This window comes from Spirosoma aerolatum, from assembly GCF_002056795.1.
Taxonomy (GTDB): Bacteria; Bacteroidota; Bacteroidia; order Cytophagales; family Spirosomataceae; genus Spirosoma; species Spirosoma aerolatum.
Genome location: NZ_CP020104.1, coordinates 4,507,142 through 4,530,937 on the forward strand (window position 1 = coordinate 4,507,142; position 23,796 = coordinate 4,530,937).

The 23,796-nt window shown below is 46.8% G+C and carries 21 protein-coding genes; 13 read left to right on the plus strand and 8 right to left on the minus strand.

From position 1 onward, the window contains the following. Window positions 1-72 precede the first annotated feature (72 nt). The gene (locus tag B5M13_RS18435) at window positions 73-1,764 is read left to right on the plus strand and encodes a fatty acid--CoA ligase (protein WP_080057061.1); all 1,692 of its coding nucleotides are present in this window, start codon (window positions 73-75) and stop codon (window positions 1,762-1,764) included. An 87-nt stretch (window positions 1,765-1,851) separates the two neighbouring features. Continuing rightward, entirely contained in the window at window positions 1,852-2,343 is a 492-nt protein-coding gene (locus B5M13_RS18440; protein WP_080057062.1) for a metallophosphoesterase family protein, read from the plus strand. Window positions 2,344-2,428: 85 nt separating this feature from the next. Here the strand turns inward: B5M13_RS18440 and ftsH are convergent, their stop codons facing one another. Then, a complete protein-coding gene (gene ftsH / locus B5M13_RS18445) occupies window positions 2,429-4,459 on the minus strand; it encodes an ATP-dependent zinc metalloprotease FtsH (protein WP_080057063.1) in 2,031 nt (676 codons plus the stop codon). Between the two features lie 147 nt (window positions 4,460-4,606). After that, window positions 4,607-5,002 (minus strand): ribosome silencing factor, encoded by a 396-nt coding sequence (gene rsfS, locus B5M13_RS18450; RefSeq protein WP_080057064.1) that lies wholly within the window; start codon window positions 5,000-5,002, stop codon window positions 4,607-4,609. Window positions 5,003-5,104: 102 nt separating this feature from the next. On the opposite strand from rsfS, the gene B5M13_RS18455 reads away from it, so the two are divergent. Beyond that, entirely contained in the window at window positions 5,105-5,869 is a 765-nt protein-coding gene (locus B5M13_RS18455) for a biotin--[acetyl-CoA-carboxylase] ligase (protein WP_080057065.1), read from the plus strand. 44 nt (window positions 5,870-5,913) lie between these two features. On the opposite strand, the gene pafA is transcribed toward B5M13_RS18455, so the two are convergent. After that, complete coding sequence (gene pafA, locus B5M13_RS18460; RefSeq protein WP_080057066.1) at window positions 5,914-7,581, minus strand: alkaline phosphatase PafA; 1,668 nt, start codon at window positions 7,579-7,581, stop codon at window positions 5,914-5,916. A gap of 217 nt (window positions 7,582-7,798) precedes the next feature. Between pafA and B5M13_RS18465 the strand changes: the two genes are divergently transcribed. After that, window positions 7,799-8,590, plus strand: a complete 792-nt coding sequence (locus B5M13_RS18465) for a sterol desaturase family protein (RefSeq protein WP_080057067.1) — start codon at window positions 7,799-7,801, stop codon at window positions 8,588-8,590. 68 nt (window positions 8,591-8,658) lie between these two features. Here the strand turns inward: B5M13_RS18465 and B5M13_RS18470 are convergent, their stop codons facing one another. Continuing rightward, a complete protein-coding gene (locus B5M13_RS18470) occupies window positions 8,659-9,633 on the minus strand; it encodes a polyprenyl synthetase family protein (protein ID WP_080057068.1) in 975 nt (324 codons plus the stop codon). 274 nt (window positions 9,634-9,907) lie between these two features. Between B5M13_RS18470 and B5M13_RS18475 the strand changes: the two genes are divergently transcribed. Beyond that, complete coding sequence (locus B5M13_RS18475) at window positions 9,908-10,894, plus strand: patatin-like phospholipase family protein (protein ID WP_080057069.1); 987 nt, start codon at window positions 9,908-9,910, stop codon at window positions 10,892-10,894. Window positions 10,895-10,906: 12 nt separating this feature from the next. Here B5M13_RS18475 and B5M13_RS18480 read toward each other — a convergent pair whose 3' ends face one another. From B5M13_RS18480 to B5M13_RS18490, 3 genes are all read right to left on the minus strand, one after another. Beyond that, entirely contained in the window at window positions 10,907-12,166 is a 1,260-nt protein-coding gene (locus B5M13_RS18480; protein ID WP_080057070.1) for a ComEC/Rec2 family competence protein, read from the minus strand. Window positions 12,167-12,179: 13 nt separating this feature from the next. Then, a complete protein-coding gene (locus tag B5M13_RS18485) occupies window positions 12,180-13,049 on the minus strand; it encodes a glycerophosphodiester phosphodiesterase family protein (protein WP_080057071.1) in 870 nt (289 codons plus the stop codon). Between the two features lie 73 nt (window positions 13,050-13,122). Further along, window positions 13,123-16,506: a TonB-dependent receptor gene (locus tag B5M13_RS18490; protein WP_080057072.1), complete on the minus strand. Its 3,384-nt coding sequence runs from the start codon at window positions 16,504-16,506 to the stop codon at window positions 13,123-13,125. A 315-nt stretch (window positions 16,507-16,821) separates the two neighbouring features. On the opposite strand from B5M13_RS18490, the gene selD reads away from it, so the two are divergent. The 7 genes from selD (at window position 16,822) to B5M13_RS18525 (ending at window position 22,321) form a co-directional block, all read left to right on the plus strand. Continuing rightward, the gene (gene selD, locus B5M13_RS18495; protein ID WP_080057073.1) at window positions 16,822-17,907 is read left to right on the plus strand and encodes a selenide, water dikinase SelD; all 1,086 of its coding nucleotides are present in this window, start codon (window positions 16,822-16,824) and stop codon (window positions 17,905-17,907) included. A gap of 7 nt (window positions 17,908-17,914) precedes the next feature. Beyond that, a complete protein-coding gene (locus B5M13_RS18500) occupies window positions 17,915-18,688 on the plus strand; it encodes an alpha/beta fold hydrolase (RefSeq protein WP_080057074.1) in 774 nt (257 codons plus the stop codon). Continuing rightward, on the plus strand, window positions 18,688-19,389 hold the full coding sequence (locus B5M13_RS18505; RefSeq protein ID WP_080057075.1) for an SAM-dependent methyltransferase: 702 nt from the start codon (window positions 18,688-18,690) through the stop codon (window positions 19,387-19,389). The genes B5M13_RS18500 and B5M13_RS18505 overlap by 1 nt, the downstream gene beginning before the upstream one ends. A gap of 79 nt (window positions 19,390-19,468) precedes the next feature. After that, on the plus strand, window positions 19,469-20,107 hold the full coding sequence (locus B5M13_RS18510; RefSeq protein WP_080057076.1) for an MBL fold metallo-hydrolase: 639 nt from the start codon (window positions 19,469-19,471) through the stop codon (window positions 20,105-20,107). Between the two features lie 27 nt (window positions 20,108-20,134). Further along, window positions 20,135-20,806: a CDP-diacylglycerol--serine O-phosphatidyltransferase gene (gene pssA / locus B5M13_RS18515; RefSeq protein WP_080057077.1), complete on the plus strand. Its 672-nt coding sequence runs from the start codon at window positions 20,135-20,137 to the stop codon at window positions 20,804-20,806. Window positions 20,807-20,896: 90 nt separating this feature from the next. After that, window positions 20,897-21,148: a phosphoribosylformylglycinamidine synthase subunit PurS gene (purS, locus tag B5M13_RS18520; RefSeq protein WP_080059983.1), complete on the plus strand. Its 252-nt coding sequence runs from the start codon at window positions 20,897-20,899 to the stop codon at window positions 21,146-21,148. A 165-nt stretch (window positions 21,149-21,313) separates the two neighbouring features. Next, the gene (locus B5M13_RS18525; protein ID WP_080057078.1) at window positions 21,314-22,321 is read left to right on the plus strand and encodes a 3-oxoacyl-ACP synthase III family protein; all 1,008 of its coding nucleotides are present in this window, start codon (window positions 21,314-21,316) and stop codon (window positions 22,319-22,321) included. Between the two features lie 53 nt (window positions 22,322-22,374). On the opposite strand, the gene B5M13_RS18530 is transcribed toward B5M13_RS18525, so the two are convergent. Further along, a complete protein-coding gene (locus B5M13_RS18530; RefSeq protein WP_080057079.1) occupies window positions 22,375-22,743 on the minus strand; it encodes a CoA-binding protein in 369 nt (122 codons plus the stop codon). A 294-nt stretch (window positions 22,744-23,037) separates the two neighbouring features. On the opposite strand from B5M13_RS18530, the gene B5M13_RS18535 reads away from it, so the two are divergent. Next, a complete protein-coding gene (locus B5M13_RS18535) occupies window positions 23,038-23,631 on the plus strand; it encodes an HNH endonuclease (protein WP_080057080.1) in 594 nt (197 codons plus the stop codon). The last annotated feature ends 165 nt before the right edge of the window (window positions 23,632-23,796 follow it).

The window sequence follows — 23,796 nt, forward strand, 5'->3', positions numbered from 1 at the left end:
TTTTTTCTTTCCATCGTTCAATCCTACCTTCGACGTACGCGTTTTTAGACGATCATAACCCTTAGGCAACCCATGATTCACACAAAACTAATTCCACGTACACCAGAGGCCAATGAACCACCTCTCTTAATAAAATCGCTGCTGGCCCAGTCTGCCCGGTACGAGCCGCAGCGTGAAATTGTTTACCGGGATTTATTTCGAATCAATTATACTCAGTTTAACCAGCGGGTTCGTCAATTGGCGAATGCGCTAACTAAACTGGGCATAAAACCAGGCGATACGGTAGCCGTACTGGACTGGGATAGCCATCGGTATCTTGAGTGTTTCTTCGGTGTAACGAGCCTCGGCGCTATTCTGCATACAGTTAATATTCGCTTGTCGCCTGCGCAGATTCTATATACCATGAATCACGCAGAAGATAAAGCGGTGTTGATTCATGAAGATTTTCTTCCCATTCTGAACGCAATCAAAGGCCAGCTACAAACGGTTGATACCTACGTTGTTCTTAGCGATAAAGTGTATAACAATGCTACCGAAACGCAGCCGCTTTCTGAATTACCAGAAGGGTTTGCGGGCGAATACGAAGCCTTGCTGAACGAAGCCTCTACCGAATACGATTTCCCGGACTTCGACGAAAATACCTGGGCAACGACGTTCTATACAACAGGAACGACCGGTAATCCCAAGGGTGTCTATTTCTCCCACAGGCAATTATTCATGCATACGATGGGATTGTTGACCTACCTGATCGGATACGAAGCGCTCCCGTTTAAGTCTCGCAATGATGTATACATGCCCATAACGCCCATGTTCCATGTGCATGCCTGGGGCTTCCCGTTTCTGGCAACATTGATGTCGGCAAAACAGGTATATCCGGGTAAATATGAACCTGAGATGCTGTGCAGACTGATTGTCACCGAAGGCGTAACCCTATCCCACTGTGTACCAACCATCCTGACCATGCTCGTCGGTAGTCCAGCGGCTCAGAAATTCCGCGATAATCTCAGTCGCTGGAGCGTATTGATTGGCGGTTCTGCCCTTACTAAAGGTTTAGCCAAAGCAGCTATGGAGCTAGGTATCAATATACTGGCAGGTTATGGAATGTCCGAAACGGCACCCATTCTTACTGTCGTTTACCTAAATGATTCCGAACGAACACTGCCGCTTGATGAACAGATTGACTTACGGGTACGGGCCGGAAGAATTGCTCCTTTTGTTGAAGCACGACTGATGGATGACGACGGGAATTTTGTGCCCCACGATGGCCATTCACTAGGCGAAATTGTGGTACGTACCCCCTGGACTACGCAAGGTTACTACAACGACCCAGAGCGGGGTGCCGAACTTTGGCGAGGGGGTTGGCTGCATACGGGTGATGTGGCCAGTATCACGCCTGATAACTGGGTAATGATAGCAGATCGGACCAAGGACGTTATTAAAACTGGTGGGGAGTGGGTTTCATCACTAGATATGGAAAATGAACTCTCGCAGATAGAAGGCGTAGCTGAGTCGGCCGTGGTAGGTTTACCAGACGATCGCTGGGGAGAGAGACCTTATGCGCTTGTCGTACAAAAACCGGGTTTTAATCTCTCCCCAGAGAGCATACGGTCAAGTCTACAAACGAAAGTTGACCGAGGTGAACTACACAAATGGTACGTGCCAGACCGGATCGTTTTTGTATCCGAAATCCCAAAGACCAGTGTCGGTAAAATTGACAAAAAGCGAATTCGATCCGAAATGAAAGAACAGCTTTTAGGGTCTTGACAGTCGTTTAACAATAGTAGCCCGGACGGCCACGTCCGGGCTTTATCACAATGCTTTTACCCGGACGTGGCCGTCCGGGCTACTATTATGACGCGAATTGGTCTTTTATCTGATACACACGGCTATCTTGATCCGCAGATTTTTACTCATTTTGCTGATTGCGATGAAATCTGGCATGCGGGCGACGTAGGTATTCTGACGGTGGCTCAACAACTTCGCGATTTCCGGCCATTGCGGATCGTGTCAGGCAATATCGACCAGGAATCCGTAGACTTACCGGCCAATCAGCGCTTTACTATAGAAGGTCTTGACATCTGGATAACGCACATTGGCGGCACACCACCAAAATATAATCCAACAGTCCGTCCCCTACTCTTAGCAAACCCACCCGATATTTTTATCTGTGGTCATTCGCACATTCTTAAAGTAATTAGAGACTCAACCCTAAACCGGCTACTGTATATCAATCCCGGTGCAGCAGGAAAGACTGGCTTTCATACAATGCGTACAGTCGTTCGATTTACACTTAATTCCGGCCAGGTTCTGGATATGCAGGTTATAGAATTAGGGAAAAAGTAATGCGGGTGGAACCCCTCGATTGGCGAACTGACTAAGAAGTTTTGTGCCAATCGAGGGGTTCCACCCGCATTACTTTTTACTATTTTTAAATGGGCAACGACTCAGGTTCAGTTTCAGCAGGTTTGGACTCTTTGCCAATTTCCTCTTTTATTGCTTCAGCGGTGCCTTTGTTCTTATAAGCCTGATAAACCGTTTCCCGCTCAAATGGTCGCTTGCCGATCAGACGAACGAGATCGTTTTGATATAGAATCTCTTTTTCGAGCAATTCTTTAGCAATGACCTCCAATGCTTCCCGTTTGTCGGTCAACAAGTCCTTGGTACGGGTATACGCCTGATCTACAATTTTTCGTACCTCTTCATCAATGTGTTTGGCGGTCTCTTCTGAGTAGGGCTTATTAAACGAATAATCAGATTGTTTCGAATCGTAGAACGACACGTTACCAATTTTATCGTTCATGCCATACATAGTCACCATACTGTAGGCTAGTTTAGTGATACGTTCCAGATCACTCAGGGCACCCGTCGACACTTTTCCAAAGATTAGGTCTTCGGCTGCACGGCCACCCAAAGCCATACACATTTCATCCATAAGCTGCTCGGTCCGGTACAGATACTGTTCACGAGGAAGGTACTGCGCGTAACCCAAGGCCGCTACACCACGCGGCACGATCGTCACTTTTACGAGCGGATCGGCATGTTCGAGAAACCAGCCAGCTACAGCGTGGCCCGCTTCATGATAGGCAACAATCTCTTTCTCTTCGGGTGAGATGATCTTATTCTTTTTCTCCAGACCACCAATCACTCGGTCCATAGCGTCCTGGAAGTCCTTCATATCGACAGCTTCCTTATCACTACGAGCGGCAATCAGAGCGGCTTCATTACAAACGTTGGCAATTTCAGCACCAGCAAAGCCAGGAGTCTGAGCAGCCAGTTCTTTTGGATCAACATCAGCAGCCAGCTTTATTGGTTTCAGGTGCACCCGGAAAATCGCTTCACGTCCGATAATATCTGGCTTATCAATGCTAATCTGACGGTCGAAACGACCTGGGCGCTGCAAAGCTGAATCCAATACATCAGGACGGTTGGTAGCCGCCAGAATAATGATACCCGAGTCAGTAGCAAAACCGTCCATCTCTACCAACAATGAGTTCAGTGTGTTTTCACGTTCGTCGTTGGCTCCAGGCATTGATCCCCGTCCACGGGAACGGCCCACAGCATCAATCTCGTCGATGAAGATGATACAGGGAGCTTTTTCTTTCGCCTGTTTGAATAGGTCACGTACACGGGCGGCACCCACCCCAACAAACATTTCAACGAAGTCCGAACCCGACAGCGAGAAGAATGGAACGCCAGCTTCCCCAGCTACAGCCTTCGCCAACAAGGTTTTACCCGTACCAGGAGGGCCAATCAACAACGCTCCTTTCGGAATTTTAGCACCTAGCTTGGTAAACTTGGTTGGATTTTTCAGATAATCAACAATTTCTTTGATCTCTTCCTTGGCTTCATCCAGGCCAGCAACATCGTTGAAGGTGATTTTCACCTTGTTATCGGCATCGAACAGGGCGGCTTTCGACTTACCGATATTAAAAATCTGCCCTCCAGGTCCACCGGCACCCGACATACGTCCAAGCAGGAAATACATCGCCAGAATCATAACGATCAGGAATCCCCAAGTACTGATAATGCTTCCAAAGTCGCTACGCTGTTCGAAGCGGTAGTCCACTTTTTCATTATCAGGTACTCCCTGTTGCATTGCATCCAGATCCTTTTTGAAGGTCTCCCCAGATGCGATCTGAAATTGAAAATGAGGGCCTCTATTCGACCCAAAATAAGGTTTGTCGGCAAACAGGTTTCGGTATTTGGGGCTTTGCGCTGCTTGCGGTGTAAGCGTTACCTCCGCAATTTTATCATTAACCACAACAACCTCAGCCACTTCATGCTCCTTCACCATCCGCTCAAACCGCTTCTGTGTCGTTTCCTGCGTTGATGAGCTTTTGTTAAAGAACGTAATGCCAAGGATGGCGGCAATTAGTAAAGCAACAATCCAACCCTGAAAATTGGGCTTACGTGGCCCACCACGGGGTACTAGCGGATTTCTATTATTGTTTTCTGCCATTTTTTCAGGTTATACAAAACGGATTTCAAAAAGTAACACCGTTTTACAAGTGAATGTTTCTTTAGTGATTCGGTTAGGACAGACGGTTAAACAAAACGATAAACGGCCTAAAATCAAGAGTCCTTATTCGACATGGCCGTTTAAGGTTTACGATGCGGGGGTCAGTTCGTTATCTTCTACCAAATGAATTTCGGCATCACCCCATAACTGCTCCAGGTCGTAAAAAGCACGACGCTCTTTTTTAAAGACATGGGCCACTACATCGACATAATCCAGCAAGATCCATTCCCGGTTCATTTTCCCCTCTTTATGCCAAGGGTCTTGTTTACTAGCTTTATAGACTTCCTCTTCAATAGACGTTGAGATGGCATCAATCTGCGTATCGGAATTACCCGAACAGAGTACAAAGTAATCACAGATTGCATTTTTAACGTTGCGAAGGTCCATAACCACGATGTCCTGCGCTTTCTTTTCCTGCATCCCCCGAACAACGAAGTCACGAATTTGCTCAGCGGTAAACTCTTTATTGTTGTTTATTCTCATGCTTTCGGTTTAACATTGCCACACTAATCAGCGGGTACTTTGTTTAAAAGGCAATCCGCCCGAAGCACCATTCATTAGCTTTCTACTAAACTATACAATATTTTGTACAAAATCTATCCCAAAACGCTTTTTCTTGGACAAATAATCCAATATCTGCCAAGCTGTCAGTCTACTAACGACGAAGCGTCTGCTTTGATTGCCCATGCCGACCCCTCCGAAGGCACCCTTGTCATAACTGACAATCAGACCGCCGGACGCGGACAGCGTGGTAATCAATGGGAAGCCAAAACAGGGCAGAATCTAACCGTTTCGGCTATCCTACGGCCTACTTTTTTATCGGCCAGCGAACAATTCTGGCTAAACATTGCCCTGTCGCTTGGTATTTATGACACGCTACACCCACTAATTGGCGACTCATTGCGGATCAAATGGCCAAACGATATCTACGTAGGAAATCAGAAATTAGGCGGAATACTTATTGAAAATATTTTACACGGATACAATATTGAGTGGTCGATTGTTGGGATGGGGCTCAATATTAACCAAACTGAATTTGGCTACACTACTGCCACGTCCCTTCAGTTGCAGTCTCCCCTACCCAATGCCTATGATCTGCCGGGTATTCTTAGCCGGCTGTGCGAAACGCTGGAGCAACGCTATATCCAGTTACGCTCAGGCCAGCGCGACTCACTAAAAATCAACTATTTACAAATTCTCTATCGCTATCAGGAAGAACATTCCTTTGAAAGCGAAGGCCAACTGTTTCGTGGTACAATCGTTGGAGTAGATACCACCGGACGCCTGGCTATTGCTGTCGATGGCCAGGTAAGATATTTTGGGTTTAAGGAAGTAAGTTTTATAATGTAGGATGTGTAGCTAGAATTAAAGACATCCTACATCATAATCATACATCACTTCAACGCTTCCTCCACCGGATTCCCGATGCATCCATTTGGCTCAAGTAGCTTTAAAAGGGCCGTGATAGTTGGGGCTATGTCATGGATATGCGTCCGACGGAGCGTTTGACCCGGTTTTATACCCCAGCCATATAGTAAAAACGGGACGTGGGTATCGTAGGCGTAGGTTGTGCCATGTGTCGTGCCTTTCGACCGACCTTCCAGCCAGCCCGGTGGTTGCATTACATAGAAGTCGCCACTGCGGTTTGGGTGATAGACATTTCGAAACAAATTTTCCTGTAATACTGGCAGAGCCTCTGCCCCAAGATTGTGTAGATTGACGACATTGACGACTGCTTTCTGCTTTAACAATGCTGCCCGCAGAAGTTCATAAACTTGCTGAATAGAAATCTTCTTTTCTGTCAGTAAGGCATGATTCAGGTATACCTGCTGATTAATATACGACAGCATCCACTGACCTGGACCGTATGCTTTTTCGAGCGTGGCTTTTACCACTTCCCCAATCTCTCCGTAGCTTTTGATACCTGACGGAATACGGTACTCCTGCAGAAATCCGGGCACATCGACAACCCCATGGTCGGCAGAAAGGAAGGCGACCCATTGTCCTTGCCCGACTGTGGCATCCAGCTGCGAAAAAATATCGGCCAACTGCCGGTCGAGCCGAATGTAGTTATCCTCCGTTTCAACGGCATGGGTACCAAAGGCATGACCAATATAATCGGGCGAGGAAAAGCTCAGGCAAAGCATATCAGTTACGTCATGCTGGCCTAGCTGCTCACCTTTAAGCGCAGCTAGCGCGAATTCTTTCGTGATCTGGTCGCCATAAGGGCTGGTACGCAGCACCTCATATTTGCTGCTGCCCGTCTGAACAGCGAACTCATGGGGAAAAACTGATTTTGCTTCACCCGGCATCGTGCTTTCATACGGCTTATCATCAGACGTACTTTCCGTATACTGGTTCATGGGAAGAGTCATCTCCCATTTTTGAGCCAGGAATTGATCACCCAGCTTACGCGCGTTGAACTCCTGCACCCATTTCGGTAATTCATTCTGATAAAACGTGCTGCTGATGAAACTACCATCTTTCGAATCGAACCAGTAGGCAGCATTTGCCGAGTGCCCAGCTGGCAGAATAGCCCCCCGATCTTTCAGCGCAATACCGATCACTTTCGATCGACCATCGGTAGCGAGTTTAAGCTGATCACCAATCGTAGTTACCAGCAAGTTTCGGGGCGACATTTTTCCGGCGGTTCCGGTATTACCTACGGTGCTGACGGTTGTATCTTCAGCACAATAAAGTAATCGCCCAATATTCCGTTCATAGAAATCATTACCGACAATACCGTTGAGAGCCGGAGCTGAACCGGTATAAATGGCAGCATGACCCGGACCGGTATACGTAGCCGCATAGTGGTAGTGATTATTTCGGGCATTGAAGCCACCATCCATCATGCGTCGGAACCCACCCGTGCCAAATTTGTTGTAGTATCGATACAAGTAGTCATAACGCATCTGGTCAACCACAATACCCACTACCAGTTTAGGTCGGGCCAACGCTTGTCCAGCCGTCGATTTGGCCGTTGCGGTTGAGGGTTGTTTGGGTTGAGCGAAAGCAGTGAGTGCCGCTAAAGGGATTAGAAAAGCAGAAGTAATCAGGCGCATAAAGCCGTTTCGTTAGTCGTTAAGGTAACTTGCTGCAAATCTACAAAACAAAAGCAGAGGGTTATGGATTGCCCAACATGAAGTCATTGTTATTGGCATTTCGTCATAAACTGGCCGTCGCCTTTCGTGCTACGTTTTATCGACAATATTTTTAGAGGTGTTATTCAATGAAAATCAGCCTAATCTTGTTCAAACTACTGGAATTGGATTCATCTCTATGATTCACATTACTGGACCGGCTACTTTCTGGCTAACTGCGATCCTGTTTTTCATCGCAATTTTTGGGCGCTATGTGCTCTTTTCCATCGCCTTCTGGTGGGTATTCAAAGTATCGATGAAAGATCAGTTTGCCCACCGTGAGGTACAGTTACGACCTCGAAAAGCAGGTCAGGACTGGCGCGAAATTGGATGGTCGGCTGTGACGTCCTTAATTTTTACCCTAATTGGTCTCGGCGTTATTTTGACTTATCAGAATGGGTTTACCCAAATTTATACGGATATACATGCCCACTCTGTGCTTTGGTATCCGATGAGCATTCTACTGGTCCTGTTCATTCACGAAACGTACTATTACTGGCTGCATCGCTGGATGCACCGGCCCGGTATATACCGCTGGGTTCATAAGACACATCACGACAGTATAACCACATCGCCCTGGACAGCCTTCTCGTTTCACCCGCTTGAGAGTACATTACAGGCGATTATTATTCCAGCCTTAACGTTCGTTATACCGCTGCATTTTACAGCCGTTGGTCTGATTCTGATTATTATGACCCTTTCGAGCGCGGTCAACCATCTGAACACGGAAATCTACCCAAAAAACTTCGATCATCACTGGCTGGGTCGCTGGCTAATTGGCGCTACTCACCATAGCCTGCATCATACGCAATTTCGGTTCAACTACGGCCTCTATTTTACGTTCTGGGATAAGTGGATGAAAACCGAAAGTCCGGATTTCCACCGAACATTTGGGGAGAAAACAAGTAACAGTGCTAGGCGTGAGAAGTGAGAATGGCTGGCGCATATACTTTCCTTGATGCGCCAGCCATTCTCACTTCTCACGCCTAGCACTAAGCCTTACTTACTCCGCTCAATCGTATACTGCACCAGTTGGTGTAAGGATTTTCGATAGACAGAATCAGGGTAGGCGTTCAATAGGTTCTGAGCTTCGGTAACGTACTGATTCATAGCCTGGGTAGCGTATTCAATACCGCCTGAATTTTTCACGAACGCAATCACTTCAGCCACTTTTTTCGGGTTATCGCTTTCATTTTTGATGATGTTGATAATCCGTCGTTTCTCTAGAAACCTGGCCTTATTGAGTGCATATATCAGGGGAAGGGTCATCTTTTTTTCCTTGATGTCGATGCCCAGCGGTTTACCAACTTCGGCAGTTCCGTAATCGAACAGATCGTCTTTGATCTGAAAAGCAATGCCCACTTTTTCCCCGAACACGCGTGCCTGCTCAACGGTAGCGGGATCAGATCCGGCGGAGCAGGCACCTACTGCGCAACAGGCTGCAATCAACGACGCTGTTTTCTGCCGGATAATTTCGTAGTAAACATCTTCGGTAATATCGAGCCGACGTGCTTTTTCAATCTGGAGCAGCTCGCCTTCGCTTAGTTCCCGAACAGCCATGGTTACAATCCGCAGCAAGTCGTGGTCATTATTGTCGATAGCCAGGAATAGCCCACGGGTCAACAAATAATCGCCGACCAAAACAGCAACTTTATTTTTCCAGAGCGCATTGATTGAAAAAAAGCCACGTCGATAATTCGACTCATCGACCACATCATCGTGAACCAGCGACGCGGTATGGCAAAGTTCGATAAGTGACGCTCCCCGGTAGGTCGATTCGGTAATTTGGCCGCAAACACCCGCCATCAGAAATACGAACATCGGGCGCAGTTGTTTGCCTTTCCGCTTGACAATGTATTTCGTGATTTGATCCAGAAGCATCACATCGCTTTTCATTTGCTTCCTGAACTTCTGCTCGAACAATTCCATTTCGGCAGCAATCGGAGCTTGTATATCAGCGACAGTAAGAGGCATATTGGAGTCGATAGTTGACAGTCGATTGGCGCGAGTACTCAGTCAACAGTGAGATACCGGCCACTAAACCTACTCTCTCTTTATCATTGACTGACAGCTAACGCGTATCGGCTATCGACTAAATTTCTGGCAATATTAGTAAGGAAAGCGCAGATGCCGAAAAGGCATTTTGAAAAACACGTCCATTCTCACAACTATCGATACGGCAATTCGTTTTGATAATTATTTGAAAAGCGTCAACTTACCGACGTCTAAATCCAGTCGCTTCTGTTTCATGATTGATAATCCTACCCCGCCCGTTCCAAAAGCAGAGCAAATTCTGCCTACACCTCAATCACCCATGCGTGCCCTTGTGCTGGGCGGAGGATCACTCAAAGGAGCTTTTCAGGTTGGTGCAGTTATGGCGCTTTTTGAATCGGGCTTCGTCCCCGATCAACTCTATGGCATTTCGGTAGGCAGCCTTAATGCAACCTTTATTGCTAATGAAGCCGCCCGTCAGCATCGTGAAACCGGACAGACGGACTGGGTGAAAGTAGGGAAACACCTCATTGAATTCTGGATACGCAACATCACAAAACCCGACGATGTAGCTGTGATTCGATCCAGATTTAGAATGGGTTACAATACCATTATGAGCCGTTTCGACGGTTTACTGGACAATTCGCCCATTCAGAATCTGATCAGTAAACATGTGGATATGGAGGCTATTCGAAAAGGCCCTGTGAAGATAAAAGTTGGTGCCGTCGATATTATTCAGGGTGATATGTGTTATGCGGATGCCAGCGATCCCCATTTTCTGGACTACGTATATGCCAGTAGTTCGTTACCGTTTTTGATGCCTGCCGTTCAGATTGGTGGCGATCATCGACGGGCCTTTTTAGACGGTGGTCTGCGCGAAGTGGCTCCTTTGCGGGTAGCCATTGAAGATGGGGCAACGGACATAGCCTGTGTGGCCTGTCATGCCCGAAAAATATATAACGAGAAATTTAACTACCGTAACCTGCTGAACCTAATGGACCGGGTAAAAGATATCACGGTTAATCAGTTGGTTAACAATGACATTGCCTGGGCAGAACGTTTTGTAGAGCGCGAACGTCTACATGGCCGAACGCTGAACCTGACGGTTGTTCGACCCACTGAACCGCTTTACCTCAACCTAATGAAATTTACCTCCGACGATATCAGTAAAATGATTGTACAAGGGTATCAGGCTGGCGTTGAACTGCTAAAAAAAAGCCAGGTCGACAAAGAAATACGCTAAAACGTGTGTAGCTTACCGTGCCGAATATGGCCCATAGATGGCTTTTACCTTGTATGACTCGCTTTGGTCATCCAGAACCAGCACGTGGTATGTTTTGCCCCCTTTTTCTACGCGAATAACAATATGCCCTGATTCGCTTTTCAGGTGGGGCAGCAAATCGGCAATAGTCGTTTTGGCTTCAGGCAGCAGGTGTGTAGCAAAGACATCCCGTTCACCTTTATAAAACTGGTCTGAAAAAAGCCGTTCGAGAACATCACGACCAGGATGCGAGGAAGCCCAGGCTGGCAGAACCAACACCCTTGGTTGTAGCCTGGATAGCAACGATCCATTTTGCGAATCGGGATACCCATGATGATCGACTAGTTGTACATCCACCGGCCCCACGACCTGAGCGATGGGCGTTTCAACATCATGCCAGGCAGGTGCACCAAACTGAAGTACGCCTTGAAGATCGGCCCCCGAAAAGTAATCAAAGGCTCCATAGCGAATCTGTAACGCAATACTGCACATATTTTCGTTTGGATACTCGGCGGGCTTCAACGAACGCAAACCGGGAAACAGGCCCTTTATTTTATCCCCCTCACCTGTCCATAGCTCGCCATTGACCATCAGATTTCGCACCTCAAAAGGATTTTTCTGCCGCGTTGAAGCGGATTTCACCGAAACGATTTGATCAGCTCTACCGGCCTGAAATCGCTCGACAACTAACCCTTTATGTTGTTGCTGCCACGACAAAAACCGGCGATAATTAACCACCATCGAATCAGCGTCCATCGGTTTAGGGTACGCATAATCGGGCCAGCCACGGTCCAGAATTTTATGAATCGGCACGTAGTCTGCAACTTCAGTAATGCCTGTCAGCGTATAATCCCCTTTCGATCGTTTAACGACGTTGAGCGGAGTGCCCATATGATCATCGTGAAAATGCGTAATAACGGCATAATCAATAGCAGGGATACGCTGAAAACGTAATACATTTCGTATATATCGAGCAATCCATTCACCTGCCTGTCGTTCGTTGCTGGGCCAGGTTGGGATATTCCGGGGCTTGTTGGTCCGCCAATCCATCGAATTAATGGCACCCGCGTCAATCAACAACGTAGTGCCCTCCGGGAAAACAACGAAGGTAGCATTGCCTTGTCCAGTATTTATATGATGAATATCGAGCTGCCCCTCCTGCCAGACCGGGATTGGCTCGCCTACTCGCTGCGCCAACCCCCAGCCGGGTAGCACCATCAGAAGCGCACTAATTACTCTATGAAGAACACACATAGTTGATGAACCATTAAAACAGCGCAGCCACCGCCACAGGACGATCGGTTGTGATAATATCGCCCCCCTGACGAACTAACTCCCGATAACCCGGCGCAGCTTCAGTCATTGCTTTTTCGTCCAGTTGACCCGTACCATAGGTACCAACTGAGCAGGGAATGTTGAGCTTATGCAACCGCTCGTAAAAGGAGGAAGGCTGAAGTTTCTGTGGCGTTAGGGCAATCAGCCGACCAGACATGGCTATAGGTGTTTTTTCGAAACGATCCAGATCGGGCATACTATTTACCCCAACGGCCAGCCAGAGCGTTGGGTATTGATCTCGTACCCGCTGTGCTTCGGCTATTGAATAGCAAATCACAAAAACAGAATGCACCGCCTGGTGGCTTTCCACTTCCTTCATCACTCGGAGCGGATCAGTACCGGGCTTTACATCCAGCGCAAGCATATACCGGTTTTTATTCCAGTTCAATATATCTGTAAACGTAGGAATCTGCTGCGTGGTAAGTTCACCAGCCAGTGTTTTTAGCCTGACTTTTTTCAAATCTGCCAGCGTCCATTCAGCCACTGCCCCTTTGGCATCCGACTCCCGATCCAGTGTAGGGTCGTGTAACAGCACATAGCTGCTATCGCGAGTCAGGCGTACATCCATTTCGATAATGGCATCAGGAAGTCCTTTGGCTGTCTTATCGAAGGTAGTCATCGAATTCTCGGTATCAGTCGAGCCCGGTCCACCCCGATGAGCCAAGATCAGTGGGTGTTTATGGTCAGGATCTAGCCGAAAATAAGCGTCAATCGTTTGGGTATCTTTAAAGCGATTAACACGTTGTGCCACAACCTGAATAGCCACTAAACTGATTAGAAAAAATAAAAAGGAAGTTTTCATAGACTAAAGCTACAATAACAAAAAATCCCCCGCCAAAACTGTGCGGGGGATTTTCATGCAGAAATAAATCAATTTAGAACGAATAACGAAGACCAAGCTGAGCCTGCCACACGTTATCAATCGTTATGCTCTTAACCCATGAATCTTTCAGCAGAATAGTCTGACCATTCAAATTCTGGGTAGCAAGCCGGTAGGTTGGCAAACCTGCCGCATTTACACTAGCAATAGCCAATGGGTTAGCGGTTGTCGAAACCCAACCTACACCCCATTTATCGTTCAGTAAGTTACCTACGTTGAGGATATCCGCACGCAATTGAATTGTGTGCTTCGTTCCTTTCGATCCAACAGCTACGTAGAACTCCTGCAGTACAGTGAAGTCGAAACGGGTCAACCAGGGAGCATATGCACCATTCCGTTCTGCATACTGCCCACGACGAGTTTTCAGATAATCATTACCTTCAATATACGCATCGAAAGCAGCTTGCTGTTGTTCTGCCGAATAGGTTACAGCCGACGTTCCAGACCCCACAGTAAGTGGAGCAAATGTCAACTCAGAAGCAGCTTTAGGAACGTAGATCAGGTCGTTCGTTTGACCATCGCCATTCAGGTCGCTACCATAAATATATGATCCCTTATATCCACTGGTCGATTGCATACCCAGCGTAAAGGTAGTCGAACCCCCAAACTTACCACCATAGTTCAAACGGTAGTTCAGGTAACCAATAATCCGGTGACGCAAGTCATTATCACCATACGAAACGGTCAAATAGTTTTGTCCACCAACTGTTGGGGTGTTACCAACTACCGTACTACCTACTGACATTAAATCGCGAGCCAGGCCGTAGGTATAGGCAAGCATTCCACCGAAGCCATTGGCTGTTGGTTTTTCAAGCTTAGCCGTAAAGGTGTAGGCATTACCCTGGTTCGTATTCTTCAATACAAACGCGTTTGTATTGTAAGGAAAGTTAATGTAACGGGCCGTGTTGATAGCCGCAGTACCAGTAACACCTAATGCTGGATAACGGCCACGGGTATCAGGACCAGTCAATGTGCCAGTCGGTGCTTTTAAGTTCGCATCAATATACCGAAGAGCCTGGATAGTCTTGTTATAAATAACTTCAACCGTTCCAATTAACCCCCAGGGTAAACGTTGGTCAATAGCAAGGTTCGTTTTCCAAACTGTCGGATACTTCAGGTTCGGATCAGTTGCGTTAACAGCATAGCCCGTCAAATCTTCAACTTTTACCTTCGATGGATCAGGCAGTATCCCTGCTGGCAATTTACTTGGATCAGTAACGAATGGAATATTCGAGTTCTGAAGATTGAGTACACCCGTATTTACACCATTATTACCTAACTGGTTAGATACCAATACTTCGGGAATACGCGATACGAATAAACCGCTACCCCCTCGGATCTGAGTCATTTTGTTGCCATTCACATCCCAGTTGAAACCAACACGAGGAGAAACCAACAGACGAGCTTTTGGGAAAGCGCCCGTATTTAGTTTATAATCAGCGCCATTCTCGTCTTTATAAACGAGGCTTGCTACCCGTGGGTTGTTAAATGCTTCAGCCGTAGAGTTGTCATAAGCGAAGATGTCAGCCCGTATACCTGCCGTCAGTTTGAAATTTGGGTTGACCTGGAATTCATCCTGAACGTAGGCGCTATAGGTACTTCTGTGTAGCGTTTGCAGAGGCTCAGCACCACCTGGTACTAACGAATACCGCAAATTGTAACGGTTCAGTGTAACAGGCGAAGAGGTTGAGGTTGGATTGCTGATAGAAGCCAGGGCGGCTGCTTTAAAATCGGCAATCGAGTTATACACATACACACCGTTCGAAGCAGGGAAGAATACGTTGTTAGACGTATATTTTTCGTAGGACAATCCGAATGTAAGCGTGTGTTTACCAGCAAAATAGCTGAAGTTATCCGTAATGTTCAGCGTCGAATAATTCAGTTTGTTGTTCGGCGTAAACGGATCAAAACCAATTGACGTATAGGTCGTTCCATCTTTCAAAATATCGATGGTTGGGAAAAGCCCCGTTAGATACGTACGGTCTTCGTTTTGGTAGTTATAAGTAGCCACCAATTTGTTGGCAAATTTACCGCTGAAGGTCGAGTTTAATTCAACCGCAATCGAGCGGGTATTATCGGCAATTTGATAACCTGTATTTCGCGGAGACAAAGCCAGGTTACCTGCATAACCCGAAGAAGCATACCCTGTTCGGTTACCATTACCCGCTGTATTACTACTGTTACTGTTGCTAATCGCCTGATCTGACTGCGAATTGTGATGAGAATATCGAACCGACAACTTGTTGTTGTCATTGATGTTCCAGTCAAGTCGGATCAAGCCTTTCAAGCTTTTTACTTCATTGTTGAAGTTGTCAATGGCACCCAGATCACGATTGAAGTTGGTCTTCATGAACTGAGACAGATCATTCAAATCATCAGCCGTAACCCGTGACACGTTTCCGGTTGCTCCCGGACGGCTAGCTACCCAATCCAAGGCAGGCACACTGCTCTTAAATTGTTCTACGTTAATGAAGAAAAACAATTTATTCTTAATGATTGGCCCACCCAGACGGAAACCTTGAGTTTTTTTATCAATCGTCACTGGAGGAAGATCTCTACCATCTGCCTTTTTACCCGCCAGACTGCTGTTTTGGAAGAGATAATAAGCAGAGCCTGAGAAATCGTTGGTTCCTGACCGGGTTACCGCGTTAATACCAGCCCCAGAAAAACCCGTCTGACGAACGTCGTAAGGCGCAACGTTTAACTGAATTTCGTCAAGAGCGTCTAATGAAACAGCGGTTGTACCGGTACGACCACCTGCAATCGCTGAGCTACCCAGACCGAATCCGTTGTTGAATACCGCACCATCAATGGTGATGTTGTTAAAACGAGAATCCTGACCACCAAATGACTGCCCATTGCCGTAGGCATTGTATTTGGTAACATCATTCAGCGTACGCCCAATCGTTGGAACCGTATTGATCATAGCGCGGCCATACGAAGTCGCAGCACCCGTACGGTTCGAACTGATAATGTCGTTTCGGTTTCCGGTTACAACAACTTCCGACAGGGCGGTGCTATTATCAACCATTTTGAAGTTTACGTCCGCAGTTGTACCCAGGTTCGTGAATACACCTTCAACTACCTGATCTTTAAATCCAACATAGGTGGAGGTAATTTTGAAAGGGCCACCTACCCGAACACCGGGAAGTGTGTACCGGCCTGATGCATTCGTTGTGGTACCGTACCGGCTACCCGACGGCTCGTGAATGGCAACGACAGTAGCTCCGGGCAAGGAGCCGCCTTTATCGTCAGTAACTTGTCCGCTGATTACGGAGGTCGTTACCTGCGCCATGGCTACGCTTCCGCCGAGCACAGCCAATAGAATACTGCCGATTAGCATAAAAGCCGCTCGAAATTGCAGTAGTTTTTTAGACATAGAAGTGTTTGTTTGGTTAGCAGTGGTGAGTATTCATCGATTCGATGCGTTCTCAATTAGGAGACAAATATGCTATTTTTTTTAAGCTTCCAAAAGAGGGGTGTCTTAAAAAAGTACCACCATATTAATTTCTATAGACAAATTCCTACAAATAACACAATTTTTAAATGTTTACGTTCTATTAATCAATGTTACCATATTATTAAGTCATTTTTTACAACTCACCCACTTCGATGGCCCAGTAAATCTGTTTCAGTAAATAACTTAACCGGCACTTGCCCGACTGCCTGATTTCTGTCTTAGTTTTGTCTCATGATGACACCATCGGAAACACAAGCTGTACAGCTTACCCAATACAGTCATGGAGCGGGATGTGGCTGTAAAATCTCGCCCAAAATCCTGGACAAGATTCTGCATGGCCGCACCAGTAATACAGACGTACCGGTGCAAGCAGGTCAACCTTTACATTCCTCAATCAACTATTCACTTATTGTTGGGAACGACTCGCGCGACGATGCAGCTGTTATGGATATTGGCAATGGTGAAGCCATTATCAGCACAACGGACTTTTTCATGCCCATTGTGGATGACGCGTTTGACTTTGGGCGGATTGCTTCGGCCAATGCCATCAGTGATGTATATGCTATGGGAGGAGAGCCGATAATGGCGATTGCCATACTCGGTTGGCCACTGGACAAATTGCCACCGGAGGTCGCGGGTCAGGTGCTGGAAGGATCTCGTGCTATTTGCCGGGAAGCGGGTATCCCATTGGCGGGTGGCCACAGCATTGATTCCCCTGAACCGATCTTTGGTCTGGCAGTTACCGGACGAGTACGACTTGATCACCTCAAGCAGAACAATACGGCGACGAAAGGCTGCCGGCTTTACCTGACTAAACCATTGGGAGTGGGGATTCTGACGACTGCGCAAAAGAAAGGTTTGCTAAAACCCGAGCATGCTGATATCGCTCCTCGCCAGATGGCTCAACTCAACAGCTTTGGCGCTATACTTGGCAAATTACCATACGTTAAAGCTTTGACCGATGTGACTGGTTTTGGCTTGCTCGGCCATCTGATCGAAATGGCAGAAGGGTCTGGTCTTAGTGCTATAGTTAATTTCGAAGCTGTTCCTACGTTGGCTATGCTGGACGAATACCTGGCTCAAAAAAGTTTTCCAGGTGGTACCATTCGTAATCTGGACAGCTACGGACATAAATTAGCTGTACTAACTGATTTACAACGATACGTTTTGGCAGACCCTCAAACGTCTGGCGGTTTACTCATCGCTGTAGCCCCTGAGAGTACAGACGAGTTCGAACGAGTAGCCTCCGAAAACGGATTCTATCTAACCTCGTTTGGCGAACTGGTCGAGCAACGAGAAAAAATCGTGTACGTAAACTAACGTTTGGATGAAATTATTTTACCGCCAAACTGGCGAGTCAGGTCCGGCCATTGTGATTCTGCATGGCGTATTTGGCTCATCAGACAATTGGCTCACAACCAGTAAAGCCATTGCTGCACGAGGCTACCGCGTTTTTGCAGTCGATCAACGGAATCATGGACAGTCGCCGAGAGGTACCGAACATGACTACCAGAGTATGGCTTCTGATTTACATGAGTTTCTTACCGACCATCAATTAGATAATTCTATTCTGGTCGGGCATTCGATGGGAGGTAAAGCTGTGATGCAATATGCCATGCTCTACCCAGGTACCTATCAAAAACTTGTGGTGGTCGATATTGCCCCTAAATTCTATCCTGTTCATCATGCCGAACTCATACGAGGTCTGAAAGCCATTGACCTCAATACAATTAAAGGGCGTACAGAAGCCGATGCGGTTTTGCAACGCTATGAACCCTCATACACCGTACGGCAATTTCTGCTGAAAAACCTTTACCGAAACGAACAGGGTGGATTTGACTGGCGCATAAACATCCCGGTCATTGAACGCGAACTGCATGGCATAGGAGAAGAACTGACCAATCCCCGGATTATCACCGAACCTACGCTGTTTATTCGAGGTAGCGAATCTCCTTACATTCTGGACGATGATATTCCGACGATCAAGCGAATATTCCCCAAGGCCCAGATTGAAACGATTCAGGGAACCGGGCATTGGGTTCAAGCCGAAAAGCCAGTCGAGTTCGTTGACGTGTTGATGAAGTTTATTGAAAATAAGTAATGCCAACACTTTACTTAATTCCGACTTTACTCGCCGACGATACGGCACACAGGGTGCTCCCCTCTACCATTCGGGAGATAATTGAAAAAACGGATACGTATTTTGTTGAAAATGTACGGTCGGCACGACGATTTATCAGCGGGTTGAAAACCGCTCGTGTCATTGACGAAACGCTATTTTTCGATCTTACGAAGGAAACGCCACCAACCGATACCCGGCGGCAGATTCAAGAGTTGACCGAACGAAAACAAAATGCAGGTGTCCTGTCGGAAGCAGGGTGCCCAGGCGTGGCCGATCCGGGTGCAGTAGTCGTTGGTATGGCCCATACGCTGGGGTGGCGCGTAGAACCATTGGTGGGTCCTTCGTCTATTCTACTGGCCCTGATGGCGTCGGGCATGAGTGGGCAATCATTTGTTTTCCACGGCTATCTACCGATTGACCGACAAGACCGGGCTCGTACACTTCGCAACCTGGAAAAAGAGGCTCAGCAGCGGCAGCAAACCCAGATTTTCATGGAAACGCCCTACCGAAATGATGCACTTTTCGCGGATATATTGGCTAGCTGTCAGGCTAACACCCGGCTGTGTGTAGCCAGTAACCTGACCGCGACGGATGCGTTGGTTCGTACACTAACCATCCGCGAATGGAAATCGAACGTACCAGATTTACGAAAAAAACCAACCGTGTTTCTACTTTTGTAACCGTAAGGCAGCTGGACAGACGTTTCCGATCTTGTCCGAATACTTACCTAACAAAGCGGACAAGATGTCTGCGTCACGCATGATTCACTCCTTTACATTTTCTCCGTTTCAGGAAAACACGTACGTCATTGCCGATGAAACGACTAATGAAGCCGTCATCATCGATCCTGGCTGTTACGAACAAATTGAAAAGGAAACCTTATGGCGTTTTATCGAAACCCATAAGCTAACGGTTAAGTACTTACTGTTAACGCATGCCCATCTGGACCATGTATTTGGCGTTGCCTATGTAAAACGAAAATTTGGGGTAAAGGCCTATCTGAATCAGCTGGACATGGTCATCTACAACGACGTTGCGTCCCGTTGTGCGCTTTTTGGCTTACGTGGCTACGAACCCTCAGAGATAGATGAGTTTATCCAGGAGGGCGATCAATTTCTATTTGGCAATACCGTGCTGGATACGCTGTTTGTACCTGGCCACGCACCCGGACATGTTGCGTTTGTCAATCATGCCGAACACTATGTAGTCGGTGGTGATGTATTGTTCAGGGGCAGTGTTGGCCGTACAGACCTTCCGTACTGTAGCTATTCCGACTTAATGAGCAGTATTCGAACAAAACTGTATACCTTGCCCGACGATTATACTGTGTATCCAGGCCACATGGCTCCTACCACAATTGGTCGCGAGAAACAAACAAATCCATACGTAAAACTATAAAACGGACGGCTAGTCCGTTTTACAGATATGAACCTGCTCAAACATCTCCCGAACGCCATGACCTGCGGCAATTTGCTATGCGGGTGTATTGGACTGGTTATGGCCATGCGTGGCTACCTTGATACAGCAGCCTGGTTAATTGGCGTAGCTGCCATCCTCGACTTTGGAGATGGATTCGTAGCCCGGCTGGTAAAGGTATCGGGGCCGTTTGGTAAGGAACTGGATTCGCTGGCCGATATGGTTACGTTTGGCGTTCTTCCCGCGACCATCATGTTCCAGCTTTGCTGGTATCAGAATCTGGGGAGTATTTCATACGGTGCTTTCCTGATCGCTGTGCTATCAGCTCTGCGGTTAGCCAAATTCAATATCGACACCCGGCAAAGCGACCAGTTTATTGGCGTGCCTACGCCCGCCAACACGATGCTAATTGCGGCTTTCCCGCTCATGCATACGTATCAGCCTCAGTACGATGCTTTCTGGCAAAATGATTACGCACTGGGGATGATCATCGCTTTTTCATTCCTGATGGTCTCCGAAATCCCCCTCTTTGCACTGAAGTTTAAATCATTTGGCTGGGCCGACAATCGAATAAAATATAGTTTTCTGATTGCTTCCGCGCTACTGCTATTATTTTTGCAGTTTGCAGCCATTCCCCTGATTATTCTGCTATATATCGTTGTTTCACTAATCTCTAAATAATCGAATGATCGAATTACTGAATGATTGAATATGGTTCAGAGCCGCTTTACTCATTCAACGATTCAATCATTCAATCATTCACTCATTAAAATGAAGTACATCGCCGAAATCAACATCATGACCCGTTCGGAAATTCTGGACCCGCAGGGCAAAGCCGTAAAACTGGGTTTGCATAATCTCCAGATGGACACCATCGATAATGTTCGGATCGGAAAACATATCCGGCTCGAAGTGGATGCCGATACCGAAGAACAAGCCCGTACGACCGTTGATTCGGCTTGCCGCCAGCTACTGGCCAACCTGATCATGGAGGAGTATTCGTTTGAGCTGCAACCTGCTTAATCGTACGTATCTTTAGTATATAGGCACAGCCATCCCAAAGAACGACGGCCATTAATTCACTGGTTATGAGGTGTCCTTCTTTGCAGTAGCTGTGCCTTTGCATGGACAATGAACACGATTGTGGGTGATTCCTTTGTACCTTTGCCGACTATTTGATTTTGACGAATGAATACCACTTACGCTAGTATTAAAGGGTTAGGATTCTACGTTCCTGAAACCATCGTAACGAACCAGGATTTAACCCAACATATGGACACCTCGGATGCCTGGATTCAGGAGCGGACGGGAATTAAACAAAGGCGCTACTTCACCTACGGTAAAGACACCAACGCCAGCATGGCTACGGCTGCCTCGCGCATGGCCCTTGATCGAGCCCAGGTCGATGCCAAAGAAGTTGACCTGATTGTTTATGCAACCATTACCCCCGACTATTATTTTCCCGGTTCAGCCTTTCTTATGCAGCGTGAATTAGGCTTGGAAGGCGTTGGCGTAATCGACATTCGGAATCAATGTTCTGGCTTCGTTTATGCACTTTCCATTGCCGATCAGTTCATTAAAACCGGCATGTACAAAACCATACTGGTTGTCGGCTCAGAGATCCAATCAACCTTCCTGAATAAAAGTAATGAAGGAAGGGGTGTGGCCGTCATTTTCGGCGATGGAGCCGGGGCTGCTGTTGTACAGGCTACGACTGACCCAGAACACCGCATTCTATCGACTCACCTACATGCCGACGGACGTTATGCGGAAGATCTGTATGTTCGAGACCCTGGTAGTAGTCGTGAAGGGCGCTGGCTTACGGAAGAAACGCTGGCAGGTGGCAACTACAATGTGACCATGAATGGGAACGCTGTCTTCAAGCATGCTGTCGTACGGTTTATGGAAGTTATTCAGGAGAGTTTGGCGGCCAACGAGTACAAACCGGAAGATCTAGCCTTACTGGTTCCTCACCAGGCAAATATTCGAATCTCGGAGTATGTTCGGCAGCAGATGAATCTGCCAGAAGAAAAAGTCTTTAATAACATTCAAAAGTATGGCAACACGACAGCGGCATCCATCCCAATTGCGTTAACCGAAGCCTTTGAAGAAGGGCGTATCAAATCGGGCGATCTGATTTGTCTGGCCGCTTTTGGCAGTGGATTCACCTGGGCATCAGCACTAATCAAATGGTGAATTGTTGAATGACTGAATGAAATTAACAATTCAGTCATTCAACAATTCAATCATTAATAGGTGCCCACCGAAAGCATGACCAGTGTACATGCTTCGATGGTTTCAATTCCCTCCGCCTGAAGCTGTTTTTCGAATTCGGGATTTTCTGCACCGGGGTTAAAGATGACCCGTTTGGGTTTCAGCCGTTTAATGTACGCATACAGCTTAGGCTGATTTTGGGGACCTACATACATCGTTACCGTATGGATACCCTGTAAATCAGGTTCTCCAGTTCGTATAGGATGTCCTTCGATGTCCCCCTCCCGTAGTCCCAATAATTCTATATCATGCCCGTGTCGAAGCAATCGATAAGCAGCCAGATTGGCATAACGTCCCTCTTTGGCTGTTGCTCCAACTACAAGCGTTTTTTTTTTCCTGAACAGTCTTTGTCATAGTCGTACGCAGGCATAAGATGCCTATCTATACCCTTAACCAATCTGGTGAAGAAGCAGTTTCGGAGCCATTTACACCCACTCTATCAATAAAATTTACAATCGACATCCATTATGATTTAAATTTGTTCATTATCAGTAGTTTATCAGGTTAAGTGAGCATTTTAAAAGAATCTTGGTAGTAAAATCATTATGTTACAACTATTTTGCCCTATAGTTGTTAAGGACTCATCAGAAAGCTCTTATCCGGCTGAAATTCACGGCTAATCATAAAAATCATCGGTCATGGATGCCAAAGACAAACAGAATTTTTGGAATGAAAAGTGGACACCGATCGTGTTTGAAGGCATTGAGAATCCACCTCATTATGAAGTCTCCAACTACGGACGACTGCGAAGCTTCCAATCGGTTCCCGCAACTCGTTCAGCAAGCCCTTCCGGTCATACACCGGGCAAACCTATAAAAGGTTCTGTTATACAGGGTTACAGATCGCTTAACATTCGATCAGGCGGTAAAACCATAAATCGGTACATCCATAAGTTGGTAGCCGAGCATTTTGTTACCCGTAGCCATCCCGATCAAACGTTTGTGATCCATCTCGATCATGACAAACTCAATAACCACTTCCAGAATCTGCGATGGGTTACAAAAGCCGACATGATTGAGCATAATCGGAACAATCCCAGCCTCAAAAACCGGCAGCTTCCTCGTCAAACCCGTAATTATAAACTAACCGAAAGCAAGGTCAAGATCATCAAGAAACTTCTACTAAACGACAAAAACCGGTTAAAGATGATTGCCAAACAGTTTGGTATCACACACACCCAACTGAACCGGATTCGGTCAGGTGAGAACTGGAAGCATGTCACAATTGAATAAACTCCTCTTTCTGAGTGAATCTAAAGGCTAACCCGTATACAGTCTGCTTTAAATAACTAAGTAAAGTAGGGTAACCACTGGCGATCAGGCAATTTACACTTGCTTTTGTGTAGCATGTTCGATGACAAATTTTTCAAAATCAGAAGCTGAGTTTTGAAAAATTTG